This window comes from Enterobacter sp. fkY84-1, assembly GCF_052974705.1.
Genome location: NZ_CP169393.1, coordinates 1,312,432 through 1,333,430, shown reverse-complemented (window position 1 = coordinate 1,333,430; position 20,999 = coordinate 1,312,432). Strand labels below are relative to the sequence as shown.

General features: G+C 54.4%; 19 protein-coding genes, 5 tRNA genes and 1 other RNA gene. 2 read left to right on the top strand and 23 right to left on the bottom strand.

The features are described from left to right. The first annotated feature begins 89 nt into the window (after nt 1-89). Nucleotides 90-1,022: a CDF family zinc transporter ZitB gene (zitB, locus tag ACEPLT_RS06260; RefSeq protein WP_008501107.1), complete on the top strand. Its 933-nt coding sequence runs from the start codon at nt 90-92 to the stop codon at nt 1,020-1,022. On the opposite strand, the gene pnuC is transcribed toward zitB, so the two are convergent. From pnuC to mngA, 21 genes are all read right to left on the bottom strand, one after another. Further along, on the bottom strand, nt 1,019-1,738 hold the full coding sequence (pnuC, locus tag ACEPLT_RS06255) for a nicotinamide riboside transporter PnuC (protein ID WP_023293003.1): 720 nt from the start codon (nt 1,736-1,738) through the stop codon (nt 1,019-1,021). The two genes, zitB and pnuC, sit on opposite strands and share 4 nt — an antisense overlap. Before the next feature lie 21 nt (nt 1,739-1,759). After that, a complete protein-coding gene (gene nadA / locus ACEPLT_RS06250) occupies nt 1,760-2,803 on the bottom strand; it encodes a quinolinate synthase NadA (protein ID WP_063436486.1) in 1,044 nt (347 codons plus the stop codon). Between the two features lie 191 nt (nt 2,804-2,994). Further along, nucleotides 2,995-3,123, bottom strand: a non-coding RNA gene (locus ACEPLT_RS06245) — RtT sRNA. Between the two features lie 26 nt (nt 3,124-3,149). Then, nucleotides 3,150-3,225: transfer RNA gene (locus ACEPLT_RS06240), tRNA-Lys, on the bottom strand. A 24-nt stretch (nt 3,226-3,249) separates the two neighbouring features. Then, nucleotides 3,250-3,325 (bottom strand) — tRNA-Lys (locus ACEPLT_RS06235). Nucleotides 3,326-3,371: 46 nt separating this feature from the next. Continuing rightward, a tRNA-Lys gene (locus ACEPLT_RS06230) sits at nt 3,372-3,447 on the bottom strand. 3 nt (nt 3,448-3,450) lie between these two features. After that, nucleotides 3,451-3,526, bottom strand: a tRNA-Val gene (locus tag ACEPLT_RS06225). A 27-nt stretch (nt 3,527-3,553) separates the two neighbouring features. Next, nucleotides 3,554-3,629: transfer RNA gene (locus tag ACEPLT_RS06220), tRNA-Lys, on the bottom strand. Nucleotides 3,630-3,790: 161 nt separating this feature from the next. Next, on the bottom strand, nt 3,791-4,588 hold the full coding sequence (gene cpoB / locus ACEPLT_RS06215; protein ID WP_021241013.1) for a cell division protein CpoB: 798 nt from the start codon (nt 4,586-4,588) through the stop codon (nt 3,791-3,793). 9 nt (nt 4,589-4,597) lie between these two features. Continuing rightward, a complete protein-coding gene (pal, locus tag ACEPLT_RS06210) occupies nt 4,598-5,119 on the bottom strand; it encodes a peptidoglycan-associated lipoprotein Pal (protein WP_003858578.1) in 522 nt (173 codons plus the stop codon). Between the two features lie 35 nt (nt 5,120-5,154). After that, nucleotides 5,155-6,447: a Tol-Pal system beta propeller repeat protein TolB gene (gene tolB, locus ACEPLT_RS06205; RefSeq protein WP_013097529.1), complete on the bottom strand. Its 1,293-nt coding sequence runs from the start codon at nt 6,445-6,447 to the stop codon at nt 5,155-5,157. 134 nt (nt 6,448-6,581) lie between these two features. Continuing rightward, nucleotides 6,582-7,850, bottom strand: coding sequence for a cell envelope integrity protein TolA (gene tolA / locus ACEPLT_RS06200; RefSeq protein ID WP_008501102.1), 1,269 nt, complete (start codon nt 7,848-7,850; stop codon nt 6,582-6,584). Nucleotides 7,851-7,878: 28 nt separating this feature from the next. After that, nucleotides 7,879-8,307 carry a colicin uptake protein TolR gene (gene tolR, locus ACEPLT_RS06195; RefSeq protein ID WP_003858589.1) on the bottom strand — a complete coding sequence of 143 codons (429 nt, stop codon included), beginning with the start codon at nt 8,305-8,307 and terminating at the stop codon, nt 7,879-7,881. Between the two features lie 3 nt (nt 8,308-8,310). Then, the gene (gene tolQ / locus ACEPLT_RS06190) at nt 8,311-9,003 is read right to left on the bottom strand and encodes a Tol-Pal system protein TolQ (RefSeq protein WP_008501101.1); all 693 of its coding nucleotides are present in this window, start codon (nt 9,001-9,003) and stop codon (nt 8,311-8,313) included. Beyond that, entirely contained in the window at nt 9,000-9,404 is a 405-nt protein-coding gene (gene ybgC / locus ACEPLT_RS06185; RefSeq protein ID WP_003858593.1) for a tol-pal system-associated acyl-CoA thioesterase, read from the bottom strand. Before ybgC ends, tolQ begins: the two co-directional genes overlap by 4 nt. Before the next feature lie 148 nt (nt 9,405-9,552). Beyond that, nucleotides 9,553-9,843, bottom strand: coding sequence for a cyd operon protein YbgE (gene ybgE / locus ACEPLT_RS06180; RefSeq protein WP_023618885.1), 291 nt, complete (start codon nt 9,841-9,843; stop codon nt 9,553-9,555). Further along, the gene (cydX, locus tag ACEPLT_RS06175) at nt 9,843-9,956 is read right to left on the bottom strand and encodes a cytochrome bd-I oxidase subunit CydX (protein WP_003858598.1); all 114 of its coding nucleotides are present in this window, start codon (nt 9,954-9,956) and stop codon (nt 9,843-9,845) included. Before cydX ends, ybgE begins: the two co-directional genes overlap by 1 nt. 14 nt (nt 9,957-9,970) lie before the next feature. After that, complete coding sequence (gene cydB, locus ACEPLT_RS06170) at nt 9,971-11,110, bottom strand: cytochrome d ubiquinol oxidase subunit II (RefSeq protein WP_023293006.1); 1,140 nt, start codon at nt 11,108-11,110, stop codon at nt 9,971-9,973. Nucleotides 11,111-11,125: 15 nt separating this feature from the next. Further along, the gene (gene cydA, locus ACEPLT_RS06165; RefSeq protein ID WP_008501098.1) at nt 11,126-12,694 is read right to left on the bottom strand and encodes a cytochrome ubiquinol oxidase subunit I; all 1,569 of its coding nucleotides are present in this window, start codon (nt 12,692-12,694) and stop codon (nt 11,126-11,128) included. A 680-nt stretch (nt 12,695-13,374) separates the two neighbouring features. Next, nucleotides 13,375-16,005: a mannosylglycerate hydrolase gene (gene mngB / locus ACEPLT_RS06160; RefSeq protein WP_232928129.1), complete on the bottom strand. Its 2,631-nt coding sequence runs from the start codon at nt 16,003-16,005 to the stop codon at nt 13,375-13,377. A 23-nt stretch (nt 16,006-16,028) separates the two neighbouring features. After that, on the bottom strand, nt 16,029-17,945 hold the full coding sequence (mngA, locus tag ACEPLT_RS06155) for a PTS 2-O-a-mannosyl-D-glycerate transporter subunit IIABC (protein ID WP_447088337.1): 1,917 nt from the start codon (nt 17,943-17,945) through the stop codon (nt 16,029-16,031). 170 nt (nt 17,946-18,115) lie between these two features. Here mngA and ACEPLT_RS06150 point away from each other — a divergent pair, with 170 nt between their 5' ends. Then, on the top strand, nt 18,116-18,832 hold the full coding sequence (locus tag ACEPLT_RS06150; RefSeq protein WP_232928124.1) for a GntR family transcriptional regulator: 717 nt from the start codon (nt 18,116-18,118) through the stop codon (nt 18,830-18,832). 83 nt (nt 18,833-18,915) lie between these two features. Here ACEPLT_RS06150 and sucD read toward each other — a convergent pair whose 3' ends face one another. Together sucD and sucC are read right to left on the bottom strand one after the other, a co-directional pair. Continuing rightward, nucleotides 18,916-19,785, bottom strand: a complete 870-nt coding sequence (gene sucD / locus ACEPLT_RS06145; protein WP_008501094.1) for a succinate--CoA ligase subunit alpha — start codon at nt 19,783-19,785, stop codon at nt 18,916-18,918. Further along, nucleotides 19,785-20,951, bottom strand: coding sequence for an ADP-forming succinate--CoA ligase subunit beta (gene sucC, locus ACEPLT_RS06140; RefSeq protein ID WP_006809579.1), 1,167 nt, complete (start codon nt 20,949-20,951; stop codon nt 19,785-19,787). Before sucC ends, sucD begins: the two co-directional genes overlap by 1 nt. Nucleotides 20,952-20,999 lie beyond the last annotated feature (48 nt).

Genomic DNA, 20,999 nt, shown 5'->3' with positions numbered 1-20,999 from the left:
GATAAAAGGAGAGCTAAGGCTCTCCTTTCTTTTTGAGTAACCTATTAAAAACGCTACACTAAAAACGATAACGAATCAGGAAAGATAACATGGCACACACACATTCCCACGCCGCCGGCGACGACAACGCTAAACGATTGCTGCTGGCCTTCGGCGTCACCGCAACCTTCATGATTATTGAGGTCATCGGCGGTCTGGTCTCCGGCTCTCTGGCGCTACTGGCTGACGCCGGGCATATGCTTACCGATGCAGCGGCGCTACTTTTCGCCCTTCTGGCCGTCCAGTTTGCCCGTCGTCCCCCCAATACACGCCATACCTTCGGCTGGCTGAGGCTGACGACCCTTGCCGCCTTTGTTAACGCGATTGCCCTGGTGGTCATTACCATTCTTATCGTCTGGGAGGCCATTCAGCGCTTCAGACATCCTCAGCCAATTGCCGGGGCGACCATGATGGTGATTGCCGTGGCAGGGCTGGTGGCGAATATCCTGGCCTTCTGGATTTTGCACCGCGGCAGCGAGGAAAAGAACCTCAACGTGCGCGCGGCGGCTCTGCATGTGCTGGGGGATCTGCTCGGTTCAGTCGGGGCGATTGTCGCCGCGCTGGTGATCCTCTATACCGGCTGGACGCCTGTCGATCCGATTTTGTCCGTGCTGGTGTCGTGTCTGGTCTTGCGCAGCGCCTGGCGGCTGCTGAAGGAGAGCGTGAATGAACTGCTTGAAGGGGCTCCGGCATCCATGGACATCGACGAGCTGAAGCGCAACCTGCGCCGTACTGTTCCGGAAGTCCGCAATGTCCACCACGTGCACGTCTGGCTGGTGGGGGAGAAACCGGTCATGACGCTCCATGTCCAGGTGATCCCGCCTCACGACCACGATGCGCTGCTCGATCGCATCCAGCACTTCCTGGAACATCACTACGACATTAGCCATGCCACCGTTCAGATGGAGTATCAGCCCTGTAGCGGACCGGACTGCCACCTTAACGAGGCGCAGTCCGGTCATTCACATCATCATGACCACTAGCTGGAAAGCGCGCGAGAGCCTCGCTCACGCGCGCTGTTAATCCACATCCGGCTACCGTTCAGCGCGATGAAGGTCAGCAACAGATATTCCAGCGACATGGCATAGACGCCCTGCAGGGCGAAGATCGCCACGCTGATAACGTTGATGATGACCCACAGCAGCCAGTTCTCAACGTATTTACGGGTCATCAGAATCATCGCCGCAATCGACAGCACCATCATGCAGGAATCCCAGAACGGGAAAGCATCCGGCTGGAGCTCTGGCATCGTCACGTTCAGGCCGATGCCGGACATGACCGAAACGGCAATGCGGGTCAGGAACGCAAATACCGGATTGATGAAGACGGTCATTAAGCCAATGGCCACCACGCAGGCGACAAACCAGGCGATGGCTTTCGGCAAGGGCAGCCAGCGAATCTGCAGCTCTGCCTCCTGTTGGCTGTTCTGACGCGACCACGCATACCAGCCGTAAATATTGGCGGCGAAGAAGAACAGCTGCAAAAGCAGGCTGGCGTACAGCTGGATCTGGAAGAAAATAATCGCAAACAGCGTGACGTTAATCAGCCCGAACGCATAATTGCTGATCTTCTCAAGGCTTGCCAGCCAGATACACAATAGTCCCGCCAGCGTACCAACGGCCTCAATCCATGACAGGTCATAGCCACCTGCACCAATCGGTATATGAACCAGAATGTTCTGTGTGCTAAAAAAATCCATCTTTTCCCCGGGCGTAGTGAATTAAGTACGTAGTGTAGCCGCAAAATCCAGCATGCGGTTAAGCGGAATTAACGCGCCTTCACGCAGGGCAGCATCCACGTGTATTTCATGCGCCGCACCACCGGTTTCTAACCCTTCGGCAATCGCTTTCAGGCCGTTCATCGCCATCCACGGGCAATGCGCACAGCTGCGGCACGTTGCCCCCTCGCCTGCCGTTGGCGCTTCAAGAAGCTCTTTCTCCGGCACGGCCTGCTGCATCTTGTAGAAGATACCGCGATCGGTCGCCACGATAAGCTGCTTGTGAGGCAACGTTCTGGCCGCGTTAATAAGCTGGCTGGTTGAACCCACCGCATCCGCCATGCCGACAATCGACTGCGGAGATTCAGGGTGCACAAGAATGGCGGCGTCAGGATAAAGCGCCTTCATGCGCGCCAGCGCCTGCGTCTTGAACTCGTCATGAACGATACAGGCGCCCTGCCAGCAGAGTACGTCAGCCCCCGTCTGCTTCTGAACATAGTTGCCGAGATGACGATCAGGCGCCCAGATAATCTTCTCACCCAGGCTGTCCAGATGTTCAATCAGCTCAACGGCGATGCTTGACGTGACCACCCAGTCTGCCCGCGCTTTCACTGCTGCCGACGTGTTCGCGTAAACCACCACGGTCCGGTCAGGGTGGGCATCACAGAAGGCCGTGAATTCGTCAATTGGACAGCCAAGATCCAGGGAACACTCCGCGTTAAGCGTGGGCATCAGAATGGTTTTTTCCGGGCTCAGGATCTTTGCCGTTTCGCCCATAAAACGCACGCCGGCCACCAGCAGCGTGGAAGCGGGATGTCGTGCACCGAAGCGCGCCATCTCCAGTGAGTCAGAAATGCAGCCGCCGGTCTCTTCCGCCAGCTGCTGAATTTCCGGGTCGGTGTAGTAATGGGCCACCATCACCGCGTCGCGCTCTTTAAGAAGACGTTTAATCTTCTCGCGGTAGAACTGCTTTTCGTCCTGGCTCAGCGGGACAGGCTTAGGCGGAAACGGATAGATTGCGGCTTCAGGATCAAACATCACACTCATTATGGCTTCTCGTTTTACGGGCTTAACAATATTGCCTTTCATTTGCCTGACATAGCAAAACGCGTGGCAATTGTGTTTTGTATACTAAACAAGATAGCGAATCTGGCGTGAAAAGTCACCGGGAATAGATGGGCGGAGCATTTGTTGTACCGCAGATAGCAAAAAGGCGCCTTTAGGGCGCCTTTCTACACTGGTGGGTCGTGCAGGATGACTCGCTTCGCTCGCCCTTCGGGCCGTCGCCGTAAACGGCTCCGGTGCCTCACTGCGTTCGGCTCGAACCTGCTGCAGGTTCGAATCATCCAGATCGCAGATAGCAAAAAAGCGCCTTTAGGGCGCTTTTTTACATTGGTGGGTCGTGCAGGATTCGAACCTGCGACCAATTGATTAAAAGTCAACTGCTCTACCAACTGAGCTAACGACCCCTTGCGGGATTTTTTTCTTCGAAGTGGTGGGTCGTGCAGGATTCGAACCTGCGACCAATTGATTAAAAGTCAACTGCTCTACCAACTGAGCTAACGACCCATTCGGGTGCTGACTTCGAAGATTTTTACTCGGTACCACTTTAAAGTGGTGGGTCGTGCAGGATTCGAACCTGCGACCAATTGATTAAAAGTCAACTGCTCTACCAACTGAGCTAACGACCCGAGTGGTGGGTGATGACGGGCTCGAACCGCCGACCCCCTCCGTGTAAAGGAGATGCTCTACCAACTGAGCTAATCACCCACTCTGTACTGCCGGAACTGCGTTAAGTGGTGGGTCGTGCAGGATTCGAACCTGCGACCAATTGATTAAAAGTCAACTGCTCTACCAACTGAGCTAACGACCCACTTTTATGCTGCTTTCACGTTGTTTGATATCCCGTGGCAACGGCGGCATATATTACTGATTTAAGAATTCTGCGCAACAAAAATTTCGATGAAGATCACTTAACTGCTTAGTAATCATGCTGCACGACCAGAAATAACGCGATTTCTGGTCATGCGATAATCATCCCATCGAATTCAGACGTTTTTGCGCCTGCTTAGCACCTTCGGTACCCGGGAATTTTGCGACCACCTGCTGATAAACCGCTTTGGCTTTCGCCGTGTCGCCTTTGTCCTGCATGATCACGCCAACCTTATACATCGCATCTGGCGCTTTCGGCGATTTTGGGTAATTTTTCACCACTGAGGCAAAATAAAACGCCGCATCGTCCTTTTTACCCTTGTTGTAGTTCAACTGACCGAGCCAGTAATTGGCATTTGGCTGATAAGTGGAATCAGGGTATTTCTTAACAAAGCTCTGAAACGCAGCAATCGCGTCATCCTGACGAGATTGATCCTGCACCAGGGCAATGGCCGCATTGTAGTCCGTATTCGCGTCACCGCTCTGTACAGGCGCGCCTGTTGAGGCAGACGTATCAGCAGATGGCGCTGGCGTAGACGTCGCCGCACCGCTCTGATCGCCTGCGGCTGGCTGCGCTGCTGCACCACCACCGCTGCTCAGGCTATCTATCTGCAACAAGATTTGCTTCTGACGTTCCACAACCTGATTAAGCTGATACTGGCTTTCCTGAATCTGGCCGCGGAGAGAGTCAATATCATTCTGGTTATCGGAAAGTTGTTGCTGGAGTTGGGTTAAAAGCTGGCTGTGAGCGTTAGAAATACGCTCGAGTTGAGTGACCCGGTCTTCTACCGAGCCTGAGCCGACACTACTGATTGGTGCCTGAGCAAAAGCGGCCCAGGGGGCCGCTATTCCAACCAGTAACGACAGACTCAACAGATGATGTCTGAAGTTACTGCTCATGCAATTCTCTTAGTAAACCAGTACGGCACGACGGTTTTTGGAGTAAGCCGCTTCGTCGTGACCCAGTACTGCAGGTTTTTCTTTACCGTAAGAAACGATGGAGATCTGGTCAGCAGAAACGCCTTTACCCTGCAGGTACATTTTAACAGCGTTAGCACGACGTTCACCCAGGGAGATGTTGTACTCTGGGGTACCACGTTCGTCCGCGTGACCTTCTACGGTGACTTTGTAAGATGGGTTGCTACGCAGGAAGTTAGCGTGCGCATCCAGCATCGCAGCGAAGTCAGAACGGATGTCGTATTTATCCAGATCGAAGTAAACGATGTTGTTCTGCTGCAGCTGCTGCATCTGAAGACGCGCCTGCTCTTCAGAAGACATGTTGCCATTGCCGTTCGCGTCCATACCGGTGCCGGCACCCATCATGCCTTCGCCGCTCTGGTCATTGCTGGCGTTCTTGTTAGAAGAACACGCTGCGATTGCCATTACAGGCAGAGCGATCATCAGCCCCTTCAGCACTTTGTTCAGTTGCATTTCTATGATTCCTTTAGTAATCAATTAATTATTATTTACAGATACGGCGACCAGGCAGGTGATTTTACCTGTCCATCAGTTGCCGGAATACGCGCTTTGAAACGCCCATCTGTAGAAACCAGATTCAGCACAGATCCCATCCCCTGAGAAGAGCTGTAGATTACCATCGTGCCGTTAGGTGCCAGACTTGGCGTTTCATCCAGGAACGTTGACGACAGAACTTGCACGCCACCCGCTACCAGATCTTGTTTGGCAATGTGCTGCTGCCCGCCGTTGGAGCTGACCATTACCATAAATTTACCATCGCTGCTCACGTCTGCGTTCTGGTTCTGAGAACCTTCCCAGGTAATACGCTGCGGAGCACCGCCGTTAATATTGACTTTGTAGATTTGTGGACGGCCGGCCTGGTCAGAGGTAAACGCCAGGTTTTGACTGTCCGGGAACCATGAAGGTTCGGTGTTGTTGCTGCGACCGTCGGTCACCTGACGGATCTGGCCAGAGCCAATGTCCATCACGTACAGGTTCAGGCTACCGGTTTTTGACAGCGCAAAGGCCAGTTTAGAGCCGTCCGGAGAGAATGAAGGTGCACCGTTGTGACGTGGGAAAGACGCCACCTGACGAACCGCACCGTTTGCCAGCGTCTGGATAACCAGCGCAGAGCGGCCGCTTTCGAAGGTCACATACGCCAGCTTAGAACCGTCCGGAGACCAGGCTGGAGACATCAGTGGCTGCGAGGAGCGTTTCACCAGGAACTGGTTGTAGCCATCGTAGTCAGATACGCGCAGCTCATACGGGAATTGACCACCGTTGGTCTGCACCACGTACGCGATACGGGTACGGAACGCGCCTTTAATGCCGGTCAGTTTTTCAAATACCGCATCGCTGGCAGCGTGTGCCGCGTAGCGCAGGTACTGCTTAGTGACCTTGTAAGAGTTCTGGGCCAGAACGGTACCTGGTGCACCGCCGGTATCCACCAGCTGCCAGGCCACGTTGTAAGAACCGTCCGGATTAGGGGTAACCTGACCCACAACCACGGCATCAATACCCAGTGCAGACCATGCTGCAGGCTGAACTTCCTGCGCGCTACCCGGCTGCTGAGGCAGGCGAGAACGATCTAACGGGTTGAATTTACCGCTGTTACGCAGGTCAGCCGCCACGATGCCACCGGCATCTTCAGGTGCAGCGCCAGGACCGGCCCACTGGAACGGAACAACACCGATTGGGCGTGCCGAGTCCACCCCCTGGGTGATCTCGATACGTACTTCTGCGTGCAGTACTGCTGCCCACAGCATTAAAAAACTAAATGCTACACGTAATGCCTGCTTCATCATATCTCCCTTATCCGGGTAACCTTACCCACGATAATTTAGCAGAATGTTAACAAACTCAAATAGACAAAACTACCCGAACCCTGTGACTAAACCTGGTCTATTTTTCCCCGTTTGCACGGGGAAAATGTAACTTAAGGTTTGAAGTCCAGCGGCGCATTTTTGAAGACTTCGTAGACTGCCTGCGAAGGCGGTTTAGGCATCTTCGCCTGACGCGCTGCAGCCAGGGCCGCAGTACATAGAGCCGGGTCGCCACCTTCAGACTTAATATCCAGCAGCATGCCATCCGGAGCCAGTTTTATACGCAACGTACACGTTTTACCGGTATAGGAAGACGCATCATAGAATCGGCTTTCAATAGCGGATTTAATCTGCGCGGCATAACCGTTGATTTCAGCCCCTGTCGCACCGTTACTCTTAGTGTTACCACTTCCGGTCGGCGCTGCGTTGTTTCCTTTCGCCCCACCGCCCGTTTTCGGCGCATTCTTACCGGAGCTCAAATCGCCGAGCAGATCGTCAACCCCTGCGGCAGCAGCGGCTTTTTCAGCGGCGGCAGCCTTTTTAGCAGCCGCTTTTTCAGCTGCTGCTTTCTTATCGGCAGCGGCCTTCTCAGCTGCAGCTTTTTTGTCAGCAGCGGCTTTTTCGGCAGCTGCCGCTTTTTCTGCTGCGGCTTTTTCTGCTGCTGCTTTCTCTGCAGCAGCCGCTTTCTTCGCGGCCTCGGCAGCAGCTTTCTTCTCTGCTTCCTGAGCGGCCTTCTTCGCGGCTTCCGCTTCTGCTTTCTTCTGAGCATCAGCTGCGGCTTTCTTCGCGGCTTCGGCTTCCGCTTTCTTCTGAGCATCAGCGGCCGCTTTCTTCGCGGCTTCGGCTTCCGCTTTCTTCTGGGCATCAGCAGCCGCTTTCTTCGCCGCTTCTGCCGCTAATTTCGCCTGGGCATCAGCCTGTGCTTTCGCGTCTGCTGCGGCTTTTGCTGCCGCCTCTTCCGCCTGCTTTTGCTGTTCCTGTGCTTTTTTCGCGGCCTCTTCGGCTTGTTTCTGCTGCTCTGCCTGCGCTTTCGCGGCTTCCTGCGCCTGCAAACGTTCTTTTTCAAGTTGCTTCAGACGTTCCTGCTCGGCAGCCTGCTTTTCACGCAGTTCTTCCGCTTGCTGTTGCGCCTGTTTTTCACGCTGCTCTTCAGCCCGTTTTGCACTCGCCTTCTGCTGCTGTTGGCGATTATAGTTCTGTACTACCGCACCGGGATCCACCATGACGGCGTCAATGGAAGATCCTCCACCGCCGCCGGCTGATGCATCAATATGCTCGTCGAACGAACTCCAGATCAGCGCTGCAAAGAGAATAACGTGCAGCACTGCGGAGACGATTATCGCTCGCTTAAGCTTGTCGTTCTGTTCGGTTGCCTTTGACACTATCGGTTCCCAAAAACTACGCGGATGATCAAATAGGTTGGGTCATTAAGCCAACTGACTTAACACCCGCACTATGTAGCAAGTTCAGCGCTTTAATAATTTCATCGTAGGGTACGTCTTTCGCGCCACCGATTAAGAAGACCGTTTTCGGATTTGACTCCAGGCGACGCTGCGCTTCGGCAATAACCTGCTCAGGTGGCAGCTGATCCATACGATCTTTTTCTACCACGACGCTGTATTGCCCTACGCCGGAAACCTCAATGATAACCGGAGGATCGTCATTGGTGCTCACCGCCTGTGATTCTGTCGCATCCGGCAGATCCACTTCCACGCTCTGGGTAATGATTGGCGCTGTTGCCATGAAGATCAGCAGCAGTACCAGCAGGACGTCCAGCAGTGGAACGATATTGATTTCGGACTTGAGCTCGCGACGACCTCGTCCACGCGATCTGGCCATGGTTTACCCCTTGTTGCTCTCGGTGCTGGTAAACGCCTGACGGTGCAGAATCGCAGTGAACTCTTCCATAAAGTTGTCGTAGTTCAGTTCCAGTTTGTTCACGCGCTGGTTCAGACGGTTGTAAGCCATAACCGCAGGAATTGCCGCAAACAGACCGATAGCGGTCGCAATCAGTGCTTCAGCGATACCCGGTGCAACCATCTGCAACGTGGCCTGCTTCACCGCGCCCAGCGCGATAAAGGCGTGCATGATCCCCCACACGGTACCAAACAGACCGATATACGGGCTGATGGAGCCGACAGTACCGAGGAACGGAATATGCGTTTCAAGGTTTTCCAGCTCGCGGTTCATCGAAATGCGCATCGCGCGCGAGGCACCTTCCACCACCGCTTCAGGCGCATGATTGTTTGCACGATGCAGACGGGCGAACTCTTTGAAGCCGCTATAGAAAATTTGCTCGGAGCCGGTCAGGTTTTCACGACGTCCCTGGCTCTCCTGGTACAGACGAGAAAGCTCAATGCCCGACCAGAACTTATCTTCAAACGCTTCAGCCTCACGGCCAGCGGCATTGAGGATACGCGTTCTCTGGATGATGATGGCCCAGGATGCGATTGAAAAACCAATCAAAATCAACATGATAAGTTTAACCAGAAGGCTTGCCTTCAGGAACAAATCAAGGATATTCATGTCAGTCACTGCTTAAACTCCGCGACAATAGACTTAGGAAGCGCACGAGGCTTCATTATGGTTGGATCAACACAAACAATCAGCACTTCAGCTGAGTTCAGTACGGTATTCTCTGCGTTGACTATCCGCTGCGTGAAAACCAGTGAGGTCCCGCGCATTGATGTAATTTCAGTTTGGACTTCGAGCATATCGTCGAGTCTGGCAGGCGCAAAATACTCAAGCGTCATCTTGCGTACCACGAAGGCAACTCGCTCAGCCAACAGCACCTGTTGACTAAAGTGATGATGGCGCAGCATCTCTGTGCGTGCCCGTTCATAAAAAGCAACGTAGCTGGCGTGGTAAACCACACCACCGGCATCGGTATCTTCGTAATAGACACGAACCGGCCATCGAAACAGCGTTGTATTCACTTTACATCCCAGTAATGCAACAAAAGTTAGAGCTTTTAAACTTCGCTACTATACGCGCGGGAAAGATGGTTTGGAATGGGGGAAAGTAAACGGAGAGTAAATTTTTATGGGCTCGGGTAAGCCCATAACGTTAACGGACATTTCTTATTCAGAAGAAGAAGAAAATCAAACCGGCGAGTAGCACCAGATCGGCGATCGGCGGGCAAAAAATTCCCTGCCAGTGAACGGCTTTCGGACGAAAGCCCACGCCGTGGATCACACCTGCGCACACCGCCCACATGATGAGGAAGCCGTGCCAGATTTCAAGCTCGCTGGTTTTCGCTGCAAAGCGCGAAGGGTCCCAGAAGATACAGCCTGCCAGCAGTAATGCCATCACTAAAGAAAGCGCCCGTAACGGGCGCTTATCCATTACCGCGTAAAGTTTCGCGATAATATTCATCAGTGTTTTTCTTCACCCGCTTTGGTCGCTTCTACGTGCTCAAGCGCCAGGGCAGTGATGACACCAAATGCACAGGCAAGAAGCGTCCCTAAAATCCATGCGAAATACCACATATTCAGCTCCTTACTTAATACATAGAGTGGGTATTGCTTTCGATATGTTCTTTCGTGATGCGACCGAACATTTTCCAGTAACACCAGATGGTGTAGGCCAGAACAATCGGAACGAACACGCAAGCAACATACGTCATCAGGTTCAGCGTCATATGGCTGGACGTTGCATCCCACATGGTCAGGCTAGCATTCAGCATGGTGCTGGATGGCATGACGAATGGGAACATCGCAATACCCGCCGTCAGGATGATGCATGCCAGAGTCAGTGAAGAGAACACGAACGCCAGCGCGCCTTTTTCCAGACGAGACGTCAACATGGTCAGCAGCGGCAGCAGCACGCCCAGCGCCGGGATCGCCCACAGCACAGGGGTATTGTTGAAGTTCACTAGCCATGCTCCCGCCTGACGCGCCACTTCTTTGGTCAGCGGGTTAGACGGTGCGGTGTGGTTAATGGCAGACGTCACAACGTAGCCATCAATGCCGTACACCACCCACACACCGGCCAGCGCGAAGCAGACCAGCGTAACCAGCGCAGCAACCTGAGCCGTCGCGCGGGAGCGCAGATGCAGCTCGCCCACGGTACGCATCTGCAGGTAGGTTGCGCCCTGAGTGATGATCATCGCCACGCTGACGACACCGGCCAGCAGACCAAACGGATTCAGCAGCTGGAAGAAGTTACCGGTGTAGTAAAGACGCATGTACTCGTCCAGGTGGAACGGTACGCCCTGCAGCAGGTTACCGAACGCCACGCCGATCACCAGCGGTGGAACGAAGCTACCGATGAAGATGCCCCAGTCCCACATGTTGCGCCAGCGGGTATCTTCAATCTTCGAACGGTAGTCGAAACCGACCGGACGGAAGAATAAAGAGGCCAGCACCAGAATCATCGCCACATAGAAACCGGAGAACGCAGCCGCGTAGACCATCGGCCAGGCAGCGAACAGCGCGCCGCCTGCGGTGATCAGCCACACCTGGTTACCGTCCCAGTGCGGGGCGATGGAGTTGATCATGATTCGACGCTCGGTGTCATTACGACCGAGGAAACGGGTGAGCATCCCCACCCCCATGTCGAAACCATCCGTGACGGCGAAACCGATCAGCAGAACGCCAACCAGCAGCCACCAGATAAAACGCAATACTTCATAATCGATCATTTGATGACTCCTGTCTTAGCGTGCCGGCTGAGTAGTCGCAGTGGACTGCTCGTAGTGATAGCGACCGGTTTTCAGGCTGCTTGGGCCAAGGCGCGCGAACTTGAACATCAGGAACAGTTCAGCCACCAGGAACAGGGTGTACAGACCACAAATCAGCAGCATGGAGAAGATCAGGTCGCCTGCGGTCAGGGACGAGTTCGCTACCGCCGTTGGCAGCACCTCACCGATCGCCCATGGCTGACGGCCATATTCCGCCACAAACCAGCCGGACTCAATCGCGATCCACGGCAGTGGAATACCGTACAGCGCGGTGCGCAGCAGCCATTTTTTCTCGCCGATGCGGTTGCGAATCACGGACCAGAAGGACGCCGCAATGATCAGCAGCATGATGATGCCGCAGCCCACCATGATACGGAATGCGAAGTACAGTGGCGCAACGCGTGGAATTGAGTCTTTGGTTGCCATCTGGATCTGCGCTTCCGTCGCATCAGAAACGTTCGGGGTATAACGCTTCAGCAGCAGACCGTAACCCAGATCTTTCTTCACGTCGTTAAACTGATCGCGAACGGCCTGGTCGGTAGAACCGGCACGCAGCTGTTCCAGCAGCGAGTAGGCTTTCATACCGTTACGGATACGCTCTTCGTGTTGCACCATCAGCTCTTTCAGACCCGTCACCTGCTTATCAACAGAACGGGTGGCGATGATACCCAGCGCGTAAGGGATTTGAATAGCGAAGCGGTTTTCCTGCGCGTCCTGATCGGGAATACCGAACAGCGTAAAGGCAGCAGGTGCCGGCTGGGTTTCCCATTCGGCTTCGATAGCGGCCAGTTTGGTTTTCTGCACGTCGCCCATTTCGTAACCGGATTCATCACCCAGAACAATAACGGAGAGAATCGCAGCCATACCGAAGCTTGCAGCGATAGCAAAGGAGCGCTTGGCGAACGCGAAGTCACGACCGCGCAGCATGTAGTAAGAACTGATACCCAGTACAAACATCGCGCCGCACACATAGCCAGAGGCGACGGTGTGAACGAATTTAACCTGAGCAACCGGGTTCAGGACCAGCTCGGCAAAGCTGACCATCTCCATACGCATGGTTTCGAAGTTGAAATCAGACGCGATAGGGTTCTGCATCCAGCCGTTCGCGACCAGGATCCACAGTGCGGACAGGTTCGAACCTAATGCCACCAGCCAGGTCACCGCCATATGCTGGACTTTACCCAGACGGTCCCAACCGAAGAAGAACAGACCTACAAAGGTGGATTCAAGGAAGAATGCCATCAGACCTTCAATGGCCAGCGGCGCACCGAAGATATCCCCTACATAGTGGGAATAGTAAGACCAGTTAGTCCCGAACTGGAACTCCATGGTCAGACCGGTTGCCACGCCCAGTGCGAAGTTGATACCAAACAACTTGCCCCAGAACTTGGTCATATCTTTATAAATCTGTTTGCCGGAGAGAACGTATACCGTTTCCATGATGGCCAGCAGGAACGCCATACCGAGCGTCAGTGGCACAAACAGGAAGTGGTACATCGCGGTCAAGGCAAACTGTAAGCGCGACAGTTCGACTATATCTAACATCATGACTCCTTGCTCATCGCATGAAGACTCCGAGAGTGAACCCCGTCAGAAAGAGATCCACACGCATGCCCCAATACAAATTATTCGCATCCTTGTCGTCGTTATTACCCTGAAGGAGGATAAAAACGATGACGTGAGGTTACAAATACGTTAATAAAAAACTCAAATTGATACCGCAAATATAATACGCTGCAAAACCCTTACAATAAACAGGTTTTTATTGAATCACATTTACGTTTTTCGACGGTGATCAATTTATAGCAAAATTACCACTTTTCGGCCATTTTGATCGGGAACAATTTAGCGCTTTTCAGCACCTTTTTCCAAGGATTAAACTTTGATTTAAATCAAAAACAAACCTTGATGTTAACTATGTTTAATCATGGTGAGAATGGTAAAAACCATGTTAATGATATGTGCATGTAAAGATGTGATTGGTTATCGAAGACGAAAAAAAATATAAACAGAAGTGATTTTAATTAACGCGAAACAAAAGCCTCATTTCGATGCGCGGCAAACAATAAAGCATAGTCGGGCCGGGTTATTTTTCCACGGCATTTATGCACCCCTTCGTAATTACATTTATTTTACTTTTGTCACCCCATAACTTAACACCGCGGAGTGACTATTTAATGAAAAAGGCCGCAAACAGTGCAGCCTTTTAATGATATCAGCGATTCTCAGGCAAGAAGAAGGCTAAAGGTTCGCGACTGTCCCGGTCTGAACGCCCCGACAATCCCTTCGTCTTCACCGTGGTCCATCAGCCGTTCATTCATGTCCGTTTCGCAGCACCGCTTCACCGCTGGATTGACGGATAGCGTCGCGTCACATGCACTGGACTGTGAAGGGTTGAACAGACGAAGAATGAGCTCATCACGATCTTCCGCTTTTTTGATCGCACTGAGTACGCATCCCGTTGGCGAAAGCGCTAACAGGCTGTAACTTTCCGGCGTGGTCAACGACGCGCGATTCAGCTTCATTGCATCCCAGGGGATCTTGTTATAACACTGCACCGGCGTTAACCACGATTGAGCCTGCTGCGCGACACCCGCGTTTTCCGGCGTGCCGCTGAAGCTGAAGAGGCTAAAGCGACAGCTTAGCGGACCACGCACCTGAGCGTCCGGGACCGGCATTTTGATACCGGATGGTCTTCCGGGGCGCAGGAGCAGATCTTCTTTGCCGAGTACCCCCACGCCGCGCAGCAAGGTCAGAGCAAATGCCTTTTGTTCATCACCCACGACTTCAAATTCACGCAGCCCCTCGGTAAATAGCGCAAGCCCGTTTCGTTTTTCCTGCAGGACGGCGTAGTTGAGTAAATTCCAGACGGGAACCGGCGCTTCTTTCCACCCCTCCTCCTGCCAGTTTTGCATCGCCGCGTCCTGCACCGGACGAGAGATCGTGCCAAACTGCGTATCCGCTAACACCTCCCGGGTCGCAAACGGCGTTGGGATGAGCACGCGAACGCGGTGGTCGTCGGCCTGATTATCCAGGCGCACCGCCACGTCAATGCGTCTGCTGTTGCGGCTTAGCGTAATTTCAAATTCAGCGTCGAGGTAGCCGTTTCGCTGGCGCGCCGCGCGTTCCGCCAGGTTTGCCGGAACGGCGATTCGATGGCGGATAACTGCCCTGCTCTGCCAGCCTTCATGCGTAACCTCAAATTCATGCTCGCCCTGCGCGGAAGTGAGTCTCCACTCTTCCCGCGAAGGCGAGTAGTCGTACTCATCGCCATCATCCGAGCTCTCTTCGATTTCCAGCACGCGGTCATAAATAAGCCCGGTTTCTTTGTCGCGCAGGCGCAGCGAACCGTCGTCATTTACGTCAATCTGCCAGAAGGCGTTTTCAAGTAAGGAGGCGGTATTTTCCCCCGCAGAGAGCACCTTCCCGGCCACGTTTGGTTCGATAAACAGCGTACGGTAGCCCATCGACGGCAATATCTGGCTGAGCTGAATATCAAACTCCATAAACGGTTCGTAATTGCCGTAGTGAACAATCTGTCGATCAATGAGGCCCGGGTCGAGCTCTCGCGCGCTGCGGATGAAATACGGGATCTCGTTGCCTTTGTCATCCCGCAGACGGAACTGGCTGGCGCGCAGTCGAATCGTGGTGTTCATCACCTCCTCACGCGGCCAGGGCATCAGGTTGAACATCACCAGCTTATCGGCATCGCTTTGCGGCATGTTGTCGACAATCTTGCGCATATAGAAACGCGCCAGGTTGTCTGCCATGTCCTCAGCCAGCTCGAAGCGGGAGACAATCTCGCGATGCACCTTGTCGCTGCAGCAGCAGCCGATGCTGTCGTGAGCGTGGTTTTTGAGGATCTCTTTCCACATTTTCTCCAGCAAGCCGTGGTGGTAGTCGAAGCCCAGCGTCCAGGCAAGCGTCGCCAGCGGCTCAAGGATATTGACAATTTTGTTCTCAATACGCGCATGGGCGATTTTGATATCCATGCGCGTGGAGCCGATGGTCCGGTGCACGCGCATGTATTTCCCGTCGATAAACTCACCTTTTAACGTCGCCAGGTCATCGCGGTGCGCGTCGATGCGATCAAAGACCTCCTCAAACCGGCTCATCACAAATTGACGCTGCGGATAGATTTCACGCAGCTTCTCCATCACCGCGAAAATGTTCTGCTGCAGCGGCATCTGGTCGTGTCCGTTGGGCAGCAAAATCGCTTTGGTGACGGACGCCTTTTCCAGAACCTCGAAATAGCTGTCGAGCCGTTTTCGCAGCCCCGCTTCGTCCTCCGGTAAGTACTTACCAATCGCGTAGCCCAGCGGCAGCACCTGTGCCGTCACTTCACTGCCGTCCTGGCTCTGCCAGAGAAATTCGGTTTTATCGGTCCCGTGGCGTTCAGAACAACCGCGCCAGAACATCGTGCGGGTAATGCCAAACCCGTTATAGATATGCGGAAGCTGGCCGGACATGCCAAACGAATCCGGCAGATAGCCGATCTTCATCGGCTCGCCGAAGGCCATACAATCCCGGATGCCGTACATCAGGTTGCGGACAATCGACTCGCCGCTCACGATCGTGGTATCGGTCTGGGTATACCAGGGGCCGATAATCAGCTTTCCACGCTCGACAAGCGCCTTCACGCGAGAGCGGTTTTCGGGCACAACGGCAAAATAATCCTCCAGAACAGCCGTCTGTCCATCGAGAACATAGTATTTGTAATCATCATCCTGCTCCAGCCGGGTCAGGATTTCTTCCATATTATTGACCAGAAGAATACGCGACTCTTCGGTGGTGAAGTACCACTCACGGTCCCAGTGCATATGCGGCGTGATATGAACGCGAGATACAGCTTTCATCTTCGTTTCCTGTTTGTGCGTTTTTACGATAAGGCGTCTTCAGTGACGTAGTTGCCCTTTTTTACCGCCTGGCGTCGCCAGAGCAGCAGAACCAGGGTGGAGATAGCGGTCCCCACCAGCGCCGCGCCAAACCAGCCCGCCGCCGCAACCACACCGCCCAACCCGGCATCGTGAAGTAAAAAGAGAGAGAAAATCCCGGCCCCCGGCGTAGACAACCCGATCCCCATCGCACCGACAGCCGCGCCTGTCACCATGGATCCGAGTACAAATGAGCCAATGACGCGAAGCGGGTCTTCAATCGCCATCGGAATCGCCCCTTCGGTAATGCCCGCGAGGCCGAGCAGCCAGGTCGATTTACCGGTTTCAATTTCAAACGACTTAAACAGCTTCGGTGCCAGCATCGTTGACGCCGTGACGGTGAAGGCTGAGACCATTTTGACGGAGGCAAAGATGGCATAGGGACCGTATACCCCGTTCGCCATCGCCCCCAGGCAAAACGCGTAAGAGGCTTTGTTGACCGGGCCACCCAAATCGAATGAGCACATAAACCCGAGGATTGCCCCCAGAAGCAGCGCATTCGCGCCGGAGAGACCGTCAAGCCAGACGGTGAGCGTGTTATTGAGCCAGGCCACCGGTTCGCCAATCACAAACAGCATCAGGCTGCCCGCGCCCAGCACGCCAATCACCGGATAGAGATAAAAAGTCAGAAAGCCGTTGTAGCGGCTACTGAGCCGGATGTGGTTTTTCACCCAGCGCATCAGATAGCCCGCGATCAGCCCACCGACGATAGCGCCGAGAAAACCGGAGCCGATCATGTTGGCAGCCAGACCGGCCGCAAAGCCCGGCGTCAGCGCGGGTTTATCCGCCAGCGAGTAGGCGGTGTAGGCCGACAGGACAGGCACCATCAAAATGCCGAGCATGCCGCCGCCAAGCTTGCGGTACATCCACAGCCACGAGTTTTCCTGGTCAAACAGGTGCTGCAGGCCAAGGATCTGCGCCAGCAGTACCGATACGGCCAGCACCGTACCGCCAGCGACGATCAGCGGCACCGCAAAAGAGATGCCGCTGAGAAGCGCCTGCTTGAGTTCAGTTTTAACGCGCTTTTTCGTTTCGGTATCGACCTGCGCATGGCGCGCATCGGTAGAAGGCTTTAGCGCCAGCGCGCGCTCAATCAACGCTTCAGCATGACGCAGGGGTTCCGCAACGGGCACGGAAATGGCGGGGATCCCCTGAAAGCGCTCGCTCTCTTTGATCGCCACTTCAGCGGCAAAAATACACGCTTTCGCCTCCAGCAACTGCTGGGCAGTAATGCGCCCTTCAATACCGTTCGCCCCCTGCTTTTCAACCACCACGTTGACGCCGAGCTTACGTCCCGCTTTCTCCAGGTACTCTGCGGCCATATAGGTATGCGCGATCCCCGCCGGACAGGCGGTGACACAGACGACGGTTGGTGCATTCACCGGCGTATCAGCCTCGTCTTCCTTCGAGACACCGTTCAGCGCATCAAGCAGATCCTCTGCCGTCCCGGCAGCCATAACGCGTTCCCGGAGGGCATCATCGGCAAGGCGAGACGTCAGCGCCGTCAGCACCTGGATATGCGTGGATCCCGCTTCAGCTGGCGGGATGGCAAGCAGGACGATCAGCTCTACGCGTTCAGGGCCGTCCACCCCCTCCAACTCCAGCGGTTCGCGCAGCGTAGCAACCGCAAAAGCCGCTTCGTTCACCGCGTTCGATTTACCATGCGGGACAGCCAGCCCTTCACCCAGGGCGGTTGGCCCCTGCGATTCGCGACGGTAGACCTCCGCCAGAAATGCATCGCCATCGGTAATTTTGCCCAGCGCCACCAGCCGCATTGTAAGCTGGCGAATGGCCTCATCACGGCTGGCATAGTGCGCCTGCACGCAGACAGCACTGGTGTGGGTCAGAGTCGTCAGGTTCATAAGATCCTCACACATACGTTGTTATTGTCTGGCGGCAATTGTGACAGGCCACACAATACATTTATGTGATTATTTTCACTAACAACGCAAATTTGTATTTAAGTTGTATTATTTACAAATTTTAAGCGGGAGGCATAATTCCATGAAAAGGTATTAGAAAGGCAGATTCGATGGGTAACAAACCGATGTACCGGCAAATAGCCGATGCGCTTCGCGAAAAAATCAGTGCGGGAGAGTTAAAGCCTGGCGATGCGTTACCGACGGAATCCAGCCTTCAGGAGGCATTCAACGTGAGTCGCGTCACGGTGAGACAGGCGCTGAAGCTGCTTACGGAAGAGCAGATCGTCGAGAGCATTCAGGGCAGCGGCACCTACGTAAAAGAAGAGCGCGTCAATTACGATATTTACCAGCTCACCGGGTTTTACGAAAAACTGGCGGACCGGAACGTGGATACCCATAGTGAGGTGAGCATTTTCGAAGTGCTGAAAGCCGATGCAAAACTTGCCGAAAAGCTGAATCTCTCTCATGACGATAAAATCTGGCACGTCAAACGCGTCCGCTTTATCAAACAAAAACCGGTAAATCTGGAAGAAACGTGGATGCCGCTGGCCCTGTTCCCCGACCTCACCTGGGAAGTGATGGAGAATTCGAAATACCACTACGTTGAGCAGATCAAAAAGCTGGTTATCGATCGCAGCGAACAGGAGCTGGTGCCGATCATGCCGTCAGAGGAGGCGATCGCCGCGCTGTCGCTCGATCCGGCAAAGCCGATCCTGGAAAAAGTCTCCCGCGGGTTTCTGAAGGACGGGCGGGTATTTGAATACAGCCGCAACGTGTTCAATACCGATGATTACAAGTTCACGCTAGTCGCCAGACGCAGGCAATAAAAAAGGCCGCTTTACAGCGGCCAACCATGTCGAAACGGACATTTTTATACTGCAACGCCCCCCTTTCGGGGAGCAGAGAGGACTTACTTAATGATGGATTTCAGTGCTTCGCCGATATCCGCCAGGCTGCGAACGGTCTTCACGCCTGCGGCTTCCAGCGCTGCGAATTTCTCATCAGCCGTACCTTTACCACCGGCGATGATCGCGCCTGCGTGACCCATACGCTTGCCTTTCGGCGCGGTCACACCCGCGATGTAGCCCACAACTGGCTTGGTCACGTGTTCTTTGATGTAAGCAGCCGCTTCTTCTTCCGCGCTACCACCGATCTCACCGATCATCACGATCGCTTCGGTCTGTGGATCTTCCTGGAACAGCTTCAGGATGTCGATGAAGTTAGAACCCGGGATCGGGTCACCGCCGATGCCCACGCAGGTGGACTGGCCGAAACCGTAGTCGGTGGTCTGCTTAACCGCTTCATAGGTCAGGGTACCGGAACGGGACACGATGCCCACTTTACCCGGCTTGTGAATGTGGCCCGGCATGATGCCGATTTTGCATTCGCCCGGGGTGATAACGCCTGGGCAGTTCGGGCCGATCATACGTACGCCAGCTTCATCCAGCTTCACCTTCACGGTCAGCATATCCAGCGTCGGGATACCTTCGGTGATGGTGATGATCAGTTTGATGCCTGCGTCGATCGCTTCCAGAATAGAGTCTTTGCAGAACGGCGCCGGAACGTAGATCACGGTTGCGGTTGCGCCCGTCGCTTCTACGGCTTCACGCACGGTGTTGAACACCGGCAGGCCCAGATGCGTGGTGCCGCCTTTACCTGGCGTTACGCCGCCAACCATCTGCGTGCCGTAGGCAATCGCCTGTTCGGAGTGGAAAGTCCCCTGGCTACCGGTGAAGCCCTGGCAGATAACCTTGGTATCTTTATTAATTAAAACTGACATTATTTCCCCTCCACTGCGGCAACAACCTGCTGAGCTGCATCCGTCAGACTTTTCGCTGCAATAATATTCAGGCCGCTGTCAGCCAGTTTTTTCGCGCCGAGTTCAGCGTTGTTACCTTCCAGACGCACAACCACCGGAACGTTAACACCCACTTCTTCTACCGCACCGATGATACCGTCGGCGATCAGGTCGCAACGGACGATGCCGCCGAAGATGTTAACCAGAACGGCCTTCACGTTGTCGTCGGAGAGAATGATTTTGAACGCTTCGGTTACGCGCTCTTTGGTTGCGCCACCGCCCACGTCGAGGAAGTTCGCTGGCTCGCCGCCGTGCAGCTTAACGATGTCCATGGTGCCCATCGCCAGGCCCGCACCGTTAACCATGCAGCCGATGTTACCGTCCAGCGCCACGTAGTTCAGCTCCCACTGAGCAGCCTGTGCTTCACGCGGGTCTTCCTGAGACTGGTCGCGCATTTCGCGCAGATCCGGCTGGCGGAACAGCGCGTTGCCGTCAGCGCCCAGCTTGCCGTCGAGGCAGATCAGATCGCCCTGGGTCGTGATCACCAGCGGGTTGATCTCGATCAGCGCCAGATCGCGCTCCAGGAAAATGGTCGCCAGGCCCATGAAAATCTTGGTGAACTGCTGAACCAGCTTGCCTTCCAGACCCAGTTTGAACGCCAGCTCGCGACCCTGGTAAGGCATTGGGCCAGCCAGCGGATCGATAGCCACTTTGTGGATCAAGTGCGGGGTCTCTTCCGCCACTTTTTCGATTTCCACGCCGCCTTCGGTAGAAGCCATGAACACCACGCGACGGGAGCTACGGTCAACCACCGCGCCCAGGTACAGCTCTTTCGCGATGTCGGTTGCCGCTTCAACCAGGATCTGGTTAACCGGCTGGCCGTTCGCATCTGTCTGGTACGTTACCAGACGCTTGCCGAGCCAATGTTCAGCAAACGCACGAATCTCTTCTTTGCTCTTAACAACCTTCACACCGCCCGCTTTACCACGGCCACCAGCGTGAACCTGACACTTAACTACCCACGGGCCGGAACCGATTTTAGATGCGGCTTCTTCTGCTTCACGCGGGGTAGTACAGGCATAACCCACCGGAGCCGGTAAGCCATACCGGGCAAACAGCTGTTTGGCCTGATATTCATGTAAGTTCATGTGTTCTATCCATCCTTCAGGGTAATCGTTATCTTCAAACCTGTAGAC